Source organism: Streptomyces sp. NPDC046122 (assembly GCF_056429965.1).
Genome location: NZ_JBWKLQ010000008.1, coordinates 141,181 through 156,984 on the forward strand (window position 1 = coordinate 141,181; position 15,804 = coordinate 156,984).

The following is a 15,804-nucleotide window of genomic DNA, read 5'->3' on the forward strand; positions in this document are numbered from 1 at the left end:
GAGCGCGAGCGGAGCGAGCGAGCCGCGGCGGTCCCCACAACGGATCCCCGCAGGCTCCCGACCGGAGGGTGGGCACCGTGCGGATGTACCCGGAGCCGACGGGCGAGGTGCGCATGAGTCTGTCACTGCGCTTCGCCGCCGGATCGCACAAAGGCATGATCCGGGAAGGCAACGAGGACTCCGGTTACGCCGGCCCCCGCCTTCTCGCGATCGCCGACGGCATGGGGGGCCAGGCCGCCGGCGAGGTGGCCAGCTCCGAGGTCATCTCGACCCTGGTCACCCTGGACGACGACGTACCCGGCTCGGACATCCTCACCTCGCTCGGCACCGCCGTGCAGCGTGCCAACGACCAGCTGCGCATGATGGTCGAGGAGGACCCCCAGCTCGAGGGCATGGGCACCACGCTCACCGCCCTGCTGTGGACCGGTCAGCGCCTCGGGCTCGTGCACGTCGGCGACTCGCGGGCGTACCTCCTGCGCGACGGCGTGCTGACCCAGATCACGCAGGACCACACCTGGGTGCAGCGCCTCGTCGACGAGGGCCGCATCACCGAGGAGGAAGCCACCACCCACCCGCAGCGCTCCCTGCTGATGCGCGCGCTGGGCAGCGGCGACCACGTGGAGCCCGACCTGTCCATCCGTGAGGTCCGGGCCGGCGACCGCTACCTGATCTGCTCCGACGGCCTGTCCGGCGTCGTCTCCCACCAGACGATGGAGGAGACGCTCGCCAGCTACCACGGCCCGCAGGAGACCGTGCAGGAGCTGATCCAGCTCGCGCTGCGCGGCGGCGGACCCGACAACATCACCTGCATCGTCGCGGACGTCCTGGACGTCGACGGCAACGACACCCTGGCCGGGCAGCTCAACGACACCCCGGTCGTCGTCGGCGCGGTCGCCGAGAACCAGCTCCAGGCGAACGACGGCGGCGCCATGCAGACCCCCGCGGGCCGCGCGGCGGGCCTCGGCCGGCCCGTTCCGCCGCAGCAGCCCGCACCGGGCGGCGCCTTCGGCCCTCCCGGCAGCGGTGACAGCGGCGGCTACGGAGCGGCCCCCGACGGGGCCTTCGGTGCCTACAGCGACGAGGACTTCACCAAGCCGCGCTCCGGCCGGAAGTGGCTGAAGAGATCGTTCTACATCGTGCTCGCGCTCGCCGTGGTCGGCGGCGGTCTGTACGGCGGCTACCGCTGGACCCAGACCCAGTTCTACGTCGGCGCCAACAAGCAGCACGTCGCGCTCTACCGGGGCATCAGCCAGGACCTGGCCTGGGTCTCCCTCTCGAAGATCGAGAAGGACCACCCCGAGATCGAACTCAAGTACCTCCCGCCCTACCAGCAGAAGCAGGTCGAGGCGACCATCACCGAAGGCAGCCTCGCCGACGCGCGCGAGAAGGTCAGTGAGCTCGGCACCCAGGCGTCCGCGTGCAAGAAGGACGAGGAGCGCCGCAAGCTCGAGCGCGAGGCGCGCGAGCGGACGGAGCGCGAGAAGGCGGAGCGCGAGAAGGCGGAACGAGAGAACGACGCGCGTACGGGCGAGGGCGAGGCGGGCGGCACGACCGGTTCCGGCGCCACGACCCAGACCACCAAGACCCAGAAGATTCCGACGGCTACAGCTACGCCCACTCCTGGCCCCAGCCTCTCCGAGGAAGAGCAGAAGCTGGTCTCGCAGTGCGGTAAGCCGTAAAGCCGTAGGGGGCCTTACCACCATGAGCGTTGTCACCAACACGACCACCATCGGCGCGATCGAAGCGCCGAGCCGCCGCAACACCGAGCTGGCCATGCTCGCGTTCGCCGTCATCATCCCGGTCTTCGCGTACGCCAATGTCGGCCTCGCCAAGGACGGCAGCCTGCCCGCCGGCATGCTCGGCTACGGCATCGGGCTCAGCCTGCTCGCGGGCGTCGCGCACCTGATGGTGCGCAAGTTCGCGCCGTACGCCGACCCGTTGATGCTGCCGCTGGCGACCCTGCTCAACGGGCTGGGGCTGGTGCTGATCTGGCGGCTCGACCTGGAGCCGTCCATCACGACGGCCGCTGTGGGCGGTGCGATGGCACCCAAGCAGATGATGTGGTCAGCGGTCGGCGTGACCCTGTTCCTGTGCGTCCTGCTGTTTCTCAAGGACCACCGCGTCCTGCAGCGCTACACGTACATCTCGATGGTCGTCGCCCTCGTGCTGCTGATCCTGCCGATGTTCTTCCCGGGCGTGAACGGCGCGAAGATCTGGATCACCATTCCGGGCCTCGGATCGCTGCAGCCGGGCGAGTTCGCGAAGATCATCATCGCGATCTTCTTCGCCGGCTACCTGATGGTGAAGCGCGACGCGCTCGCCCTGGCCAGCCGCCGCTTCATGGGCATGTACCTGCCCCGCGGCCGCGACCTCGGCCCGATCCTCGCCATCTGGGCCCTCAGCCTCATGATCCTGATCTTCGAGACCGACCTGGGCACCTCGCTGCTCTTCTTCGGCCTCTTCGTGATCATGCTGTACGTCGCCACCGAGCGCACCAGCTGGGTCGTGTTCGGCCTCACCCTCAGCGCCGCCGGCGCCGTGGGCGTCGCCTCCTTCGCCAGCCACGTGCAGACCCGCGTGGACAACTGGCTCAACCCCCTCGCCCTCCAGAACGGCGGCGTCACCGAGACCGCCCAGGCCGTGTACGCCTTCGGCTCCGGCGGCCTCTTCGGCTCCGGCCTCGGCCAGGGCTACTCCCGCCTCATCGGCGGCATCGCCCCCAAGAGCGACTACATCCTCGCCACCGTCGGCGAGGAAATGGGCCTCACCGGCCTGATGGCGATCATCCTGCTGTACGGGCTCCTCATCGAGCGCGGCGTACGCACCGCCCTCGCCGCCCGCGACCCCTTCGGCAAGCTCCTCGCGATCGGCCTCTCCGGGGCCTTCGCCCTCCAGGTCTTCGTCGTCGCGGGCGGTGTCACCGGCGTCATCCCGCTGACCGGTATGACGATGCCGTTCCTCGCGCAGGGCGGCTCCTCCGTCATCGCCAACTGGGCACTCATCGCCATCCTGCTGCGCATCAGCGACACCGCGCGCAGGCCCGCGCCGGCCCCCGCCCCGTCCCCCGACGCCGAGATGACCCAGGTGGTCCGTCCGTGAACAAGCCCCTGCGCCGGGTCGCCGTCTTCTGCGGCCTGCTCGTCCTCGCCCTGCTCGTACGCGTCAACTGGATCCAGTACGTCAAGGCCGACGAACTCTCCAAGGACCCCAACAACCGCCGCGTCCTGATCGACCGCTACGCCCACAAGCGCGGCGACATCATCGTCGACGGCAAGGCCATCACCGGGTCCAAGGAGTCCACGAGCGGCGACTTCAAGTTCCAGCGGACGTACAAGGACGGCCCGATGTGGGCGCCGGTCACCGGCTTCACGTCGCAGCGGATGGGCTCCAACCAGATCGAGTCCATCGAGGACGACATCCTCACCGGCACCGACGACCGCCTGTTCTTCGACCGCACGCTCTCGCTGTTCACCGGCGACAAGAAGCAGGGCGGCCACGTCCTCACCACCCTGAACGGCGCCGCCCAGCGCGCCGCCTTCAAGGGCCTGGGCGCCCGCAAGGGCGCCGTCGCGGCGATCGACCCGCGGACCGGCGCGATCCTCGCCCTCGCCAGCACGCCCTCGTACGACCCCTCGAAGGTCGCCGGCAACACCGACGAGGACGTCAAGAACTGGCAGAAGTACGAGAAGGACCCGGACAAGCCGACGACGAACCGGGCCCTGCGCGAGACGTACCCGCCCGGCTCCACCTTCAAGGTCATCACCGCGGCCGCCGCCCTGGAACACGGCCTGTACGACGACATCGACGCGAAGACCGAATCCCCGCTGCCGTGGCGGCTGCCGCTGTCCACCAAGAACCTGGTGAACGACGGCGACCACCCCTGCAAGAACGCCAGCCTCCGGGTCGCCCTCCAGTGGTCGTGCAACACCGTCTTCGGCAAGATCGGCGCCGATCTCGACAACGAGAAGATGCTGGAGACGGCGGAGAAGTTCGGGTTCAACGAGCAGCAGTTCGTGCCCGTCCGCTCCAACGCGAGCGTCTTCTCCAAGGACATGGACAAGGCGCAGACGGCCCTCTCCTCCATCGGCCAGTTCAACACCGCCGCCACCCCGCTCCAGATGGCCATGGTGACCGCCGCCATCGCCAACGACGGCAAGCTGATGAAGCCGTACATGATCGACCGGCTCACCGACCCGAACCTCGACGTCCTGGAGAAGACGAGCCCCGAGGAGATGAGCACGCCGCTCTCCCCGGAGAACGCCCAGAAGCTCCAGGAAATGATGGAGACGGTCGTCTCGGACGGAACGGGCTCGAACGCCGAGATCCCCGACGTCACCGTCGGCGGCAAGACCGGCACCGCCCAGCACGGCGTCGACAACAGCGAGAAGCCCTACGCCTGGTTCATCTCGTACGCCAAGACCGACGAGGGCTCCCCGGTCGCGGTCGCCGTCGTCGTCGAGGACGACAACGCCAACCGTGAGGACATCTCCGGCGGCGGTCTCGCGGCCCCCATCGCGAAGGACGTGATGCAGGCGGTGCTCGACAGGCAGAAGTGACGCCGGTCACCCGAAGGCCGCGTACGCCCACGTCGCGGTGCCGGCCGGGTCTCGGCCGGCAGTCACGGGCGGACCTGTTACGGCCCGCCCGGTACCGTATGCGCGGACAGCACACCGCCGGACCACACACAGGTGCGGTCGGGACAGACGGAGAGGGCTGGATTAGCTATGGAAGAGCCGCGTCGCCTCGGCGGCCGGTACGAGCTGGGCTCGGTGCTCGGCCGTGGTGGCATGGCCGAGGTCTACATCGCGCACGACACCCGGCTCGGCCGCACCGTCGCCGTGAAGACGCTTCGGGTGGATCTCGCCCGCGACCCGTCCTTCCAGGCCCGGTTCCGCCGCGAGGCCCAGTCGGCGGCCTCGCTGAACCATCCGGCGATCGTCGCGGTCTACGACACCGGCGAGGACTACGTCGACAACGTGTCCATCCCGTACATCGTGATGGAGTACGTCGACGGGTCGACCCTGCGTGAGCTCCTGCACTCCGGCCGCAAGCTGCTGCCCGAGCGCACCCTGGAGATGACCGTGGGCATCCTCCAGGCGCTCGAGTACTCGCACCGCGCCCAGATCGTCCACCGCGACATCAAGCCGGCGAACGTCATGCTGACGCGCACCGGCCAGGTCAAGGTCATGGACTTCGGCATCGCCCGCGCCATGGGCGACTCCGGCATGACCATGACGCAGACCGCGGCGGTCATCGGCACCGCCCAGTACCTCTCCCCGGAGCAGGCCAAGGGCGAGCAGGTCGACGCGCGGTCCGACCTCTACTCCACCGGCTGCCTCCTCTACGAGCTGCTGACCGTACGGCCGCCCTTCATCGGCGACTCCCCGGTCGCGGTCGCCTACCAGCACGTACGGGAAGAACCGCAGCCGCCCAGCAATTTCGACCCCGAGATCACGCCCGAGATGGACGCCATCGTCCTGAAGGCACTGGTCAAGGACCCCGACTACCGCTACCAGTCCGCCGACGAGATGCGCGCCGACATCGAGGCCTGCCTCGACGGCCGGCCCGTCGCCGCCACCTCCGCCCTCGGCGCGGTCGGCTACGGCGGCTACGGCGACGACCAGCCCACCACGGCCCTGCGCTCGGCCGACGGCGGCGGCGCGCCGACGTCGATGCTGCCGCCGGTCAACCCGGACGACGGCGGCTTCGGCTACGACGACCGCGTGGACCGCCGCAGGCAGCAGAAGAAGAGCAACACCTCGACGATCCTGCTCGTCGTCGCGGGCGTCCTCGTCCTCGTCGGCGCGATCCTGATCGGCAGGGCGCTCTTCGACACCGAGTCGGACAAGGACCAGCGCACGGTGCCGCCCCTGGTCGGGCAGACGCTCGCCAAGGCGAAAGAACTCGGCACGAACTCCGACCTGACCGTCAAGGTCGGAGAACGCAAGGAGTGCGCCGACCAGCCCCAGGGGAAGATCTGCAGTCAGTCCCCGGACAGCGGCGAAGAGGTCGAGGAAGGCGCGGTCGTCACGGTCGTCGTCTCCACGGGCGCCCCGAAGGTCGAGGTCCCCGACGTGACCGAGCAGTCGAAGCAACGGGCCACGGAGAACCTGGAGGCCAAGGGCTTCGAGGTCGACATCAAGCAGGTCGAGTCCGAGAAGACGGTCGGCACGGTCGTCGACCAGGACCCCGAGGGCGGCACGAAGGCGGAGAAGGGCGAGACGATCACCCTCTCCATCGCCAAGTCCTCCAAGGCCGATGTCCCGCCCGTCGTGGGCCAGACCTTCGAGGCGGCCAGCAAGCAGCTCACCGACCTCGGCTTCCAGGTCGCCCGCGCCGAGGAGGAGTCGACCGAAGCCCCGGGCACGGTGATCAAGCAGGACCCCGTGGGCAACAGCCAGACCGACAAGGGCGGCACCGTCACCCTGACCGTCGCGAAGGCCGCGGCCCAGCCGGAGCAGGTCGCGGTACCGCCGGTGACCGGGCAGAAGCTGAAGGACGCCCGCAAGGCCATCGAGGACGCCGGACTCACCGTCGGCACGGTCAACGGCCCGCAGGACGACGACGCCATCGTCGTCCTCCCCCAGCCCGCGGTCGGCCAGCAGGTCCCCAAGGGCACGGCCGTCAACCTGACCACCGCCGGCGGCGGTGGTGGTGACGGCGGGGGAGACAACAACGGCGGCGGAGACAACGGCGGCAACGACGGCGGCGGCCTCTTCGGCGGCGCGTTCGGCCGCAACAGCGAAAGCGACTGACCCCGCCCCCGCTCTCACAAGGGCCGTGGACTTCCCCCGAAGTCCACGGCCCTTCGCCTTGCCCCGGAGCGCCACCGCACACAGCTGCGAATACCGTGCGCGTCTTCATATGTACGGACTCGTTGAACAGGGGCGCCATACAAAAGGGGCAGGGCCATGCTCAGCGAGAGCGTTCTTCTGGAGTCGAAGTCTTTGCACGCGACCGTCGTCGCTCGCACCGACGTACTGGACAGGGTCAAGGCCCTGTCACTGCTGCCGGACGGCATACACGTGACGACAGCGATGGTCGCCGCCTATTTCCAAGTCGGCGAGCGCGCCATCAATGCCCTCTACCAACGGCACCGCGCCGAACTGCAGGAGAACGGGGCTCGCACTCTCCGCAGCGCTGACCTGCTGGAATTCCTAAGCTGCAACCTGCAGCTTAGAAGGGTCCACGGCCGTGGACTGACGATCTACTCCCGCCGAGCCGTCCTCAACGTCGCCATGCTGCTCCGCGACAGCGAAGTCGCACGTCAGGTGCGTACGTACCTCCTCGACGCCGAATACATCGCACGCACACAGCCTGTGGACAACTTTGTCCCCACAGCCGCCGAGCCCCTCGACGACCGCATCGACCGACGCATCACCCACATCCTCGGCAAGTCCGTCGTCCCCATGTTCAACGCCCTCATCGAGTCCGCGGGCGAGCAGCGCCGGGAGCTCGTCTCGCTGCGCGACGACGTGCAGCGGATCGAGCGCAGGCTCGTCCAGCACGACGTACGGCTCGTGAGGCTGGAGCGTGTCCAGGGGCAGCGCGGGCTCGCCGGGGTGATGGCTTCCATCGACGGCATGAACTGGCGGGAGTTCGAGGAACACGTGGCCCGGCTGCTCCGCCGCGACGGCTGCACCGGCGTCGCGATCCACGGCGGCAGCGGCGACCGCGGGGCGGACATCACCGCGCGTACGGCCGACGGGCGCGCGGTCGTCGTGCAGTGCAAGCACTGGGCTCCGTACCGCTCCGTGTGGAGCGGTGAGATGCAGAAGTTCGTCGGCGCCAAGACCCTGCACCAGGCGGACGTGGCCGTGTACGCGGCGACCTGCCCGTTCTCACCGGAGTCGCTCGCCATCGCGGCAGAGGCCGGCGTCACCGCCGTACACCGCGGCCTGCTGGAGACCTGGAGCGCGGGCGCGCGACTGGAAGTCCTGCGCTAGCGGCACCTGCGCACGAAAGGGCCCGAAGTCGCAAGTCGAAGTTGCGGCTTCGGGCCCGGCTCGTGTGCGGGCAACGCTAGCCGAGTTCCGCCGGCGGCGTGCGGTGGCGGTCGACCTTCTCCGTGCGCTCCAGCTCGCCCCACACGATGTACCGGTGCTTCGACGTGTAGACCGGCGTGCAGGTCGTCAGCGTGATGTAGCGGCCCGGCTTCTTCTTGCCCGACTCCTTCGGGACCGGCTTCAGCACGTCCACGTTGAACTTCGAGGTCTCCGGGAGCTTCGCGTACACCTTGTAGACGTACCAGGTGTCCTTCGTCTCGAAGACGATCGCGTCGCCGTCCTTGAGCTTGTCGATGTTGTGGAACTTCGCGCCGTGACCGTCCCGGTGGGCCGCCAGCGAGAAGTTGCCCTGCTTGTCGGACGGCAGCGCCGACTTGACCGGGTCCGTGTAGTAACCGGCGACACCCCGGTTCAGGTCCTTGGCGTTGGTGCCCTTCCTGACCAGCACCTCGCCGTTCTTCATCGCCGGTACGTGCAGGAAGCCGATGCCGTTCCTGGTGTCGAGGGCCCCGGGGCCGCCCGCCCACCGGTCGCGCACCTGGTTGCTCTGCTTGTCCGCGTCGCGGTCGGCGAGCACGTTCGTCCACCACAGCGAGTAGACGACGAACAGGCCGAGGATCAGGCCCGCCGTGATCAGCAGCTCGCCGAAGAGGCTCACCGCTCCCGCGACACGTCCACGCTTCCTGCCCGTGCCCGCGGGCGCGGACACGGGCACGGGCGTGCCGGTCTGCTCGTCCTGCTCGGTCGTCCTGGCTGCCACCGCACCCGTCCCCGTCCTGAGTCTCTTCCGTCCGGCCGGCTCGTTCTCAGCCGACGAGCGCGTCGGGCTGCCCCTTGCTGCGCGGCCGTTCGTCGACCATCTTGCCCCACACGATCATTCGGTACGTACTCGTGAATTCCGGCGTGCACGTCGTCAGCGTGATGTACCTGCCGGGCCGCGTGAAGCCGGAACCCGGCGGCACCGGCCCGATCACGCTCACGTTGGAAGGTGAAGTCTGCGGCAGGATGCTGGCCATCTCGTACGTGTAGTACGTGTCCTGCGTCTCCACGACGATCGGATCGCCCGGTTCGAGCTGATTGATGTACCGGAACGGCTCGCCGTGCGTGTTCCGGTGCCCCGCCACCGCGAAGTTCCCCTGCTTGTCCGACGGCATCGCCGTCTTGAGCCTGCCCTCCGCGTAGTGGCCCACCATGCCGTTGTCGAGGACCCGCTTCTTGTCGATGCCCTCGGCGACCGGCACGACGACGTCCAGCTTGGGGATGTGCATGATCGCGAAACCCTGGCCCGGCTCGAACGCCCCGGGCTTGCGGCCGTTGGCCCAGCCCTCCTGGATCTTGTCCGCCTCCTTGCCGGCGAACAGGTCGGCACGGACGTTCGTCCACCACAGCTGGTACGTGACGAACAGCAGCATCAGCACGCCCAGCGAAATGAACATCTCCCCGAAGAACCGGCTGGCGACGACCGCCGGGCTGTCCTTCGCGGCGCGGGCGGCGCGCCTGGCCTCGACCCGGGAGAGCGGCGGCTTCGGACCGGCTTCCTGCGTCCCGGCCGCCTTCGCCCCGGTCTTCCCCACGGGGGTCCTGCCGCGGCTGCCCCTGCCCTTTGCGGCCCTGCGGCGCTCCGCACGGCCACCGGTGACCGGCGCCGGGGCGGACGGGGCGACCGGCTCGGGATCGGCCCCCGCTATTCGCCGGGTGTCGTCCGTCCGCAGGGCGACGGTCTCGTCGTCGTACGGAGAGAAGGGGGGAGCGGGCGTCGGTACGGGCGCGGCCCCGAGGGTGGCCCCGGAGACGGGGCCGGGGGCGGGCGCCGGCTCGGCGGCCGGTGCGGGGCGCTGCACGGCGTACCGGGCCTGCGGGCGGGCCGGGGGCCCGTAGGGCTCCTGAGGGTGCTGGAGGGGCCGCTGTGGCTGCTGTACGGCCCCCTGGGCGGTCTGCGCGGGGCCCGGCGGCATCGTCGTCGACCGGAACCAGGGCGAGGTCCCGTCGGGATCCGGGCCGGGGGCCGGTGTCGCGGCCGGGCGCTCCTGCCCCGGCAGCGGATCGTTCAGCGGATCCGCGAGCTGCTCCACCGCCGCCTCGAACGCGCCTGCCGCCCCGTACGCACCCTGCTCGTACGAGGCGGCCCCGCCGGCGTCGTGTCGTTCGGGGCGGAGCGCCGTCACGCGGCGGCCTTGCCCACCACCGGCGCGAGCCCGGCCGCCCGCTCGACCGCTCCCGGATACCCGCACCGCGCGAGCCAGTTGGCGAGCATCAGGTGCCCGTGTTCGGTCAGTACCGACTCGGGGTGGAACTGCACACCCTCGACCGGCAGGTCCCGGTGGCGCAGCCCCATGATGATCCCGTCGGCCGTCCGCGCGGTGACCTCCAGCTCGGCGGGCAGCGCCTGCGGCTCGGCCGCCAGCGAGTGGTAGCGCGTCGCCGTGAACGGCGAGGGCAGCCCGGTGAAGACCCCGGCGCCCGTGTGCGTCACGGGGGACGTCTTGCCGTGCAGCAGCTCCGGGGCCCGGCCGACGACACCGCCGTACGCCACCGCCATCGACTGCATGCCCAGGCAGACGCCGAAGACCGGCACGCCCGTCGTGGCGCAGTGGCGCACCATGTCGACGCAGACGCCCGCCTGTTCGGGGGTGCCCGGACCCGGCGACAGCAGTACGCCGTCGAAGCCGTCCTGGGCGTGGCTCAGCTCCACCTCGTCGTTGCGCAGCACCTCGCACTCGGCCCCGAGCTGGTAGAGGTACTGGACGAGGTTGAAGACGAAGCTGTCGTAATTGTCGACCACCAGGATCCGCGCGCTCACCTGCCCGAACCTCCGTCCCCGTCGACCGTCACATCGTTGAACGGAAGCAGCGGCTCCGCCCACGGGAAGACGTACTGGAACAATGCGTAGACGACCGCCAGGATCAGTACGAGCGAGATCAACGCCCGCACCCCTACGTTGCCCGGCAGATGCCGCCAGATCCAGCCGTACATGCTGTCCCTTCCGTTCGGTCGAAACCCAGAGTAAAGGGCAACGGCGGGGGCTCGTGGGTCAGCCGCTCAATGCGGGCGGCCGGCCCTCCTCCACGGGCCGGGTGGCGTCGAGATGGGCCCACACGACCAGCCGGTGGCTGCTGCCCCACTCGGGCTCGCACGTGGTCAGCGTCAGATAGCGTCCCGGGCCGTCGAAACCGGCCTTCTCGGGAACGTCGTCGATCACCCCGACGTCGCCCGGAACGGTCCGGTACGGCCTGTTCCCGACGCGGTACGTGAACCACGTCGTCCCGTCGGTCAGCACCACCGCGTCACCGGGCCGCAGCTTCGGGAAGTCCTTGAAGGGATCGCCGTGCGTACGGCGGTGGCCGGCGACGGAGAAGTTGCCCGTCCCGCCGAGCCGCGCCGTCCCCGCGTAATGGCCGAGCCCTTTCTTCAGGGTCCCGGCCCCGGTGCCCTCCAGGACGGGCCAGTCCCAGTCCCGGCCGAGGCGCGGCACGTACATCACCGCGAAGGGCCGGCCCGGCTCGTACGCCTCGGGTGCGGGCGGAGCCGGCGGGGCGGCACTCCGGACGGGGGCCCGCGCCCAGGTCTCCTGGAGGCTGTCGATCTGCCCCTCGCTCGCGTCGGCGGCCTCGACACCGGTCCAGAACATCACGTACGCGACGAACAGCACGACGAGGGCGCCGGCCGTGACGCACAGTTCGCTGAACGTCCTGACGATCAGCCGCACCGACAGCCGCCCCGACATCGGCTCCCCCGGTTACTCGACGGGCCTCGCGTAGTGGAGATCCACTGTGCCCGAGTAGCCGGGAAGAGTCATCGCCTCGTGCTCGTCGACTTTCCACCCGAGCCCGTACGCCTTCACGTACAGCTGATAGTTCTGCAGCGCCGTGGAGGCCGTGAGCGCCCGCTGGAGATCGTCGCGGTCGCCGATCGCGGTGACCTTGTACGGCGGCGAGTAGACGCGGCCCTGGAGAATCAGGGTGTTGCCGACGCAGCGCACCGCGCTGGTGGAGATCAGCCGCTGGTCCATGACCCTGATGCCCTTGGCGCCGCCCTGCCACAGCGCGTTGACGACCGCCTGGAGGTCCTGCTGGTGGATGACCAGGTCGTTGGGCTGCGGCTCGGGGTATCCGGGATTCGCCGTGGCGTCCGGCGGGGCGTCGTCGAGCGTGACGGTGAGCCCGGTTCCGGAGAGCTTCCTGGTGCCGGCGGACGCCTCCAGCGCCTTCAGCTTCGCGTCCTCGGCACTGGTGCTGCTGTCACCGCGCTGCGCGAGCGCGTCGACGTCGTCGCGCACGGCCGCCGTCCGGTCGCCCAGCTCCTTGTTCTTGTGACTGCGCTGGTCGATGAGGTCGGAGAGCTTCAGCAGCGAGGCGTCGGTACGGATGTTCGTGCCCTTGGCCGTGTTGAAGCTGGTCACGAAGATCAGCCCGGCGAGCGCGAAAACCCCGGCCGTCAGCAGCCTGACCGGCCGCAGGGCAGGGCGCCGGGCGGGTTCGGTGGCAGAGTCGGCAGAATTGCTCAACGTACCCTTATCTCCTTCGACGCCGCGGAAGCACTACGCTAACGGACGCCCGGGGGAGGCAGCGGCAGTGTTCCCGTACCGCTCCCGCACCGGGCGCCAGCCACAGTTCCCTGCGCGGTAACGCAGCGCATCGACAGGAGAGTCCCTCGTGCCGAAGTCACGTATCCGCAAGAAGTCAGACTTCACGCCGCCGCCGGCGCCTGCGAAGCAGGCGACGGCCATCAGGCTGACGAACCGCAACTGGGTGGCTCCGGTGATGCTGGCGCTCTTCCTCATCGGTCTCGCCTGGATCGTCGTCTTCTACGTGACCGAGGGCGACCTGCCGGTCCAGAGCCTGGACAACTGGAACATCGTCGTCGGATTCGGCTTCATCGCCGCCGGCTTCGGCGTCTCCACACAGTGGAAATGAGCGCGCCGCGCAACCTCTGACCAGAGGTTATCCACAGCGTTGTCCACACGGTGGGGAAAGGTCAGACGATCTGTGGATAACTCACAGGGTGTTGACGCCGGTGTGACTGCGTGAGCCTTCCGAGGCGCCAAGAAGTTACGGCCTGCCCCTTGTCCGGACTGGGAAAAACCCAGTTCAGCGACGAGGGGCACAGCTGTTCCCGCACGTTCCACCTGAATGCACAGCGTCCGGCGATCGCTGTGGACAACTTTCGCGCAATCGCCGCTACCGGCGCTCAGGTGAGCATCGCCGTACGCGCCACGACCAGCCCCGCGGTGACGAGCAGCACGATTCCACAGGTGCCGTACTGCACCAGCGCCCGGCGCTCGCGCGGGGCGTGGACCATGGCGACGGCGATCAGGGTGCCGGCGACCAGGCCGCCCACATGCGCCTGCCAGGCGATGCCGCTCAGGGCGAAGGTCAAGACCAGGTTCAGGCCCAGCAGGACCAGGATCGGCCGCATGTCCTGGTTCATGCGCCGCATGAGGACCACGGTCGCGCCGAAGAGTCCGTAGATCGCACCGGAGGCACCGAGCGACGGCTGGTTCGGGGCGGCCAGAAGATAGGTGAGCGCGCAGCCGGCCAGGCCGGACAGCAGGTAGAGCGCCAGGTAGCGGGCGCGGCCGAGCACGGCTTCGAGGGGGCCGCCGAGCCACCACAGGAGCAGCATGTTGAACCCGATGTGCCAGAACTCCTGATGCAGGAACATCGCCGTGACCAGGCGGTACCACTCGCCGTCGGCGACCCCGACGACCTGGAGGTCCCTGCTGATCGCGAGTCCGACGAGGTCGAGATCGTGGACGAGGCTCTCGCGCGCCAGCACCGCGACGAACAGCGCCGCGTTGATCGCCAGCAGGATCTTGGTGACCAGCCGCGGATCGGCGGCGACCGTGCCGCCCGTGATCGTGCGCGGCCGGCTCGCTGCCGGGGCGTGGCCCGTGCCCGAGCCTTCGCGGACGCAGTCGGGGCACTGGAAACCGACCGACGCGCTGATCATGCACTCCGGGCAGACCGGGCGTTCGCAGCGGGTGCAGCGGATGCCCGTCTCCCGGTCCGGATGCCGGTAGCAGTGATCCATCGGTCCGTCCCCAGATCCCTAGGTGTGGCTCTTGGCGGTGCGGTCCACCGCACCGCCCCGCCTCTCCAGTACGGACGGGCGGGGCGGTTTGGTTCCCGGCGGGCGGCTCGCGCGGAACACGGCGGTCTCAGCGGCTCTCCACGACGACCGACTCGATGACGACGTCGGTGACCGGACGAGCGGTGCGCGGGTTCGTCGGCGTGGCCACGATGGCGTCCACGGTCTTCTGGCTCGCCGGGTCCACGACCTCGCCGAAGATGGTGTGCTTGCCCGTCAGCCACATCGTCGGGGACACGGTGATGAAGAACTGCGAGCCGTTCGTGCCCGGCCCCGCGTTGGCCATGGCCAGCAGGTACGGCCGGTCGAAGGCGAGGTCGGGGTGGAACTCGTCCTTGAACTCGAAGCCGGGGCCGCCGGTGCCGTTGCCCAGCGGGTCCCCGCCCTGGATCATGAAGTCGCCGATGACGCGGTGGAAGACGGTGCCGTCGTACAGCCGGTCGGTGGTCTTCTGCCCCGTCTCGGGGTTCGTCCACTCCCGCTCACCCTGGGCGAGTTCCACGAAATTCCTGACCGTCTTCGGGGCGTGATTCGGCAGGAGCCGGATCTCGATGTCGCCCCGGCTGGTCTTCAGGGTGGCGTAAAGCTGCTCGGCCACGTTCTGCCTTCCATAAGTCTTCGCTGACGCTTCTTCCGATCCTCCCACGCCGCGTTTACGACGAGTAGCCGCCGAACCGCCACGCGGCAGCCCGAATCGTGGCATGGTCGTGCGCGAGGTCTTCTTGCACCGCCTTGCCCAGAGAGCCCCGAGATCGCCCCAGTCGCCGCCCATGACCCGGATGCCCGTCCGCACGTGCCGTGTTTGCCCGCGGCGGGCATGATTTCGAAATGGGTGGACAGGCGATATACCGAACCGCCACCAAGGAGGAGGATCCAGTGACCCGCATCGACAGCGTGCGCGCCGCATCCGAATCGGCGAAGGAGAGCGTGCTGCACGCCGCGGAAGTGGTGGCGCCCTACGCCGGTACGGCCAAGGAACAGGCCACGCAATATGCGCACGACGCCCGCGTACGGCTCGCGCCGAAGGTTTCCGCGGCCGCTCACCAGGCCCGTGTCCAGTACGGCGTTCATGTGGCGCCGCGCATAGAGCAGGCCCGTACCCACGTGCCCCCGAAGGTCGACGTGGCCGCCCACCGCGCCGCGGTACGCACCCGGCACGCCGCCCGGCAGGCCGCCGACTTCACCGTGCCCCGCGTCGAACACGCGATGGCGGTGGCTCAGCCCGTGGCCGAGCAGGCCGCCGCGCGCAGTGCGGCCGCCGTGGCCGCCCTGCGCGGACAGATCACCGCGAAGGAGATCCGCAAGCTCGTCAAGAAGCACGAGCGGCGGGCCAGGGCGGGCCGGGTGGCCAAGGGCGTCGCCGTGTTCGGCGTGCTGGCGGGCGGCGTCTTCGCGGCGTGGAAGTGGTGGGACAAGCAGGCGAACCCGGACTGGCTGGTCGAGCCCCCGGCCGCCACCGAGGTGCCCGACCGTGCGCCGCTGACCTCGGTCGACGGCAGCGGTCAGGTGCTTGACCCGGAGGTCGAGGCCAAGCAGGCCGAGGCGGAGGCCGAGGCCGCGGAGCGCGACCGGAAGACCGACTGACCTCAGCGCGCAGGCGTCAGCGGCACGGACGGCGGTACGGACGGGTGCCGGGAGACCTTAGGGTCGCCCGGCACCCGTCTTCGTGTCCGCGTTCTCTTTCGTAGGTGAGGACCGCGACGAAAGTGTG

Annotated in this window: 15 protein-coding genes; 7 read left to right on the forward strand and 8 right to left on the reverse strand. The window is 69.6% G+C overall.

Annotated elements, in window-relative coordinates:
- The first annotated feature begins 113 nt into the window (after positions 1 to 113).
- From AC07FK_RS22215 to AC07FK_RS22235, 5 genes are all read left to right on the forward strand, one after another.
- A complete protein-coding gene (locus tag AC07FK_RS22215; RefSeq protein ID WP_479106662.1) occupies positions 114 to 1,679 on the forward strand; it encodes a Stp1/IreP family PP2C-type Ser/Thr phosphatase in 1,566 nt (521 codons plus the stop codon).
- A 22-nt stretch (positions 1,680 to 1,701) separates the two neighbouring features.
- A complete protein-coding gene (locus AC07FK_RS22220) occupies positions 1,702 to 3,099 on the forward strand; it encodes an FtsW/RodA/SpoVE family cell cycle protein (RefSeq protein WP_479106663.1) in 1,398 nt (465 codons plus the stop codon).
- On the forward strand, positions 3,096 to 4,556 hold the full coding sequence (locus tag AC07FK_RS22225) for a peptidoglycan D,D-transpeptidase FtsI family protein (protein WP_479106664.1): 1,461 nt from the start codon (positions 3,096 to 3,098) through the stop codon (positions 4,554 to 4,556). The genes AC07FK_RS22220 and AC07FK_RS22225 overlap by 4 nt, the downstream gene beginning before the upstream one ends.
- Positions 4,557 to 4,724: 168 nt before the next feature.
- The gene (gene pknB / locus AC07FK_RS22230; RefSeq protein ID WP_479106665.1) at positions 4,725 to 6,755 is read left to right on the forward strand and encodes a Stk1 family PASTA domain-containing Ser/Thr kinase; all 2,031 of its coding nucleotides are present in this window, start codon (positions 4,725 to 4,727) and stop codon (positions 6,753 to 6,755) included.
- 156 nt (positions 6,756 to 6,911) lie between these two features.
- Positions 6,912 to 7,946, forward strand: coding sequence for a restriction endonuclease (locus AC07FK_RS22235; protein ID WP_479106666.1), 1,035 nt, complete (start codon positions 6,912 to 6,914; stop codon positions 7,944 to 7,946).
- A gap of 76 nt (positions 7,947 to 8,022) precedes the next feature.
- Here AC07FK_RS22235 and AC07FK_RS22240 read toward each other — a convergent pair whose 3' ends face one another.
- Genes AC07FK_RS22240 through AC07FK_RS22265 form a run of 6 tightly spaced genes read right to left on the reverse strand, consistent with a single transcriptional unit; the run spans position 8,023 to position 12,510 of the window.
- The gene (locus tag AC07FK_RS22240) at positions 8,023 to 8,766 is read right to left on the reverse strand and encodes a class E sortase (protein WP_479106667.1); all 744 of its coding nucleotides are present in this window, start codon (positions 8,764 to 8,766) and stop codon (positions 8,023 to 8,025) included.
- A 46-nt stretch (positions 8,767 to 8,812) separates the two neighbouring features.
- Complete coding sequence (locus tag AC07FK_RS22245; protein ID WP_479106668.1) at positions 8,813 to 10,171, reverse strand: class E sortase; 1,359 nt, start codon at positions 10,169 to 10,171, stop codon at positions 8,813 to 8,815.
- Positions 10,168 to 10,806 (reverse strand): aminodeoxychorismate/anthranilate synthase component II, encoded by a 639-nt coding sequence (locus AC07FK_RS22250; protein WP_479106669.1) that lies wholly within the window; start codon positions 10,804 to 10,806, stop codon positions 10,168 to 10,170. The genes AC07FK_RS22245 and AC07FK_RS22250 overlap by 4 nt, the downstream gene beginning before the upstream one ends.
- Positions 10,803 to 10,979, reverse strand: a complete 177-nt coding sequence (locus tag AC07FK_RS22255) for a hypothetical protein (RefSeq protein ID WP_479106670.1) — start codon at positions 10,977 to 10,979, stop codon at positions 10,803 to 10,805. The genes AC07FK_RS22250 and AC07FK_RS22255 overlap by 4 nt, the downstream gene beginning before the upstream one ends.
- 58 nt (positions 10,980 to 11,037) lie before the next feature.
- Positions 11,038 to 11,718: a class E sortase gene (locus AC07FK_RS22260; protein WP_479106792.1), complete on the reverse strand. Its 681-nt coding sequence runs from the start codon at positions 11,716 to 11,718 to the stop codon at positions 11,038 to 11,040.
- 24 nt (positions 11,719 to 11,742) lie between these two features.
- On the reverse strand, positions 11,743 to 12,510 hold the full coding sequence (locus tag AC07FK_RS22265; protein WP_479106671.1) for a DUF881 domain-containing protein: 768 nt from the start codon (positions 12,508 to 12,510) through the stop codon (positions 11,743 to 11,745).
- 148 nt (positions 12,511 to 12,658) lie between these two features.
- Between AC07FK_RS22265 and crgA the strand changes: the two genes are divergently transcribed.
- On the forward strand, positions 12,659 to 12,919 hold the full coding sequence (gene crgA / locus AC07FK_RS22270; RefSeq protein ID WP_479106672.1) for a cell division protein CrgA: 261 nt from the start codon (positions 12,659 to 12,661) through the stop codon (positions 12,917 to 12,919).
- 274 nt (positions 12,920 to 13,193) lie between these two features.
- On the opposite strand, the gene AC07FK_RS22275 is transcribed toward crgA, so the two are convergent.
- Together AC07FK_RS22275 and AC07FK_RS22280 are read right to left on the reverse strand one after the other, a co-directional pair.
- Positions 13,194 to 14,036 carry a rhomboid family intramembrane serine protease gene (locus tag AC07FK_RS22275; protein WP_479106673.1) on the reverse strand — a complete coding sequence of 281 codons (843 nt, stop codon included), beginning with the start codon at positions 14,034 to 14,036 and terminating at the stop codon, positions 13,194 to 13,196.
- 127 nt (positions 14,037 to 14,163) lie between these two features.
- Positions 14,164 to 14,691 (reverse strand): peptidylprolyl isomerase, encoded by a 528-nt coding sequence (locus AC07FK_RS22280; RefSeq protein ID WP_479106674.1) that lies wholly within the window; start codon positions 14,689 to 14,691, stop codon positions 14,164 to 14,166.
- A 278-nt stretch (positions 14,692 to 14,969) separates the two neighbouring features.
- Here AC07FK_RS22280 and AC07FK_RS22285 point away from each other — a divergent pair, with 278 nt between their 5' ends.
- Positions 14,970 to 15,677, forward strand: a complete 708-nt coding sequence (locus AC07FK_RS22285; protein WP_479106675.1) for a DUF5324 family protein — start codon at positions 14,970 to 14,972, stop codon at positions 15,675 to 15,677.
- The last annotated feature ends 127 nt before the right edge of the window (positions 15,678 to 15,804 follow it).

Bases quoted from the DNA above. Each gene is read 5' to 3' on its own strand.
- AC07FK_RS22215 (WP_479106662.1), top strand. From the start codon at position 114: ATGAGTCTGTCACTGCGCTTCGCCGCCGGATCGCACAAAGGCATGATC.
- AC07FK_RS22220 (WP_479106663.1), top strand. From the start codon at position 1,702: ATGAGCGTTGTCACCAACACGACCACCATCGGCGCGATCGAAGCGCCG.
- pknB (WP_479106665.1), top strand. From the start codon at position 4,725: ATGGAAGAGCCGCGTCGCCTCGGCGGCCGGTACGAGCTGGGCTCGGTG.
- AC07FK_RS22235 (WP_479106666.1), top strand. From the start codon at position 6,912: ATGCTCAGCGAGAGCGTTCTTCTGGAGTCGAAGTCTTTGCACGCGACC.
- AC07FK_RS22255 (WP_479106670.1), bottom strand. From the start codon at position 10,979: ATGTACGGCTGGATCTGGCGGCATCTGCCGGGCAACGTAGGGGTGCGG.
- AC07FK_RS22275 (WP_479106673.1), bottom strand. From the start codon at position 14,036: ATGGATCACTGCTACCGGCATCCGGACCGGGAGACGGGCATCCGCTGC.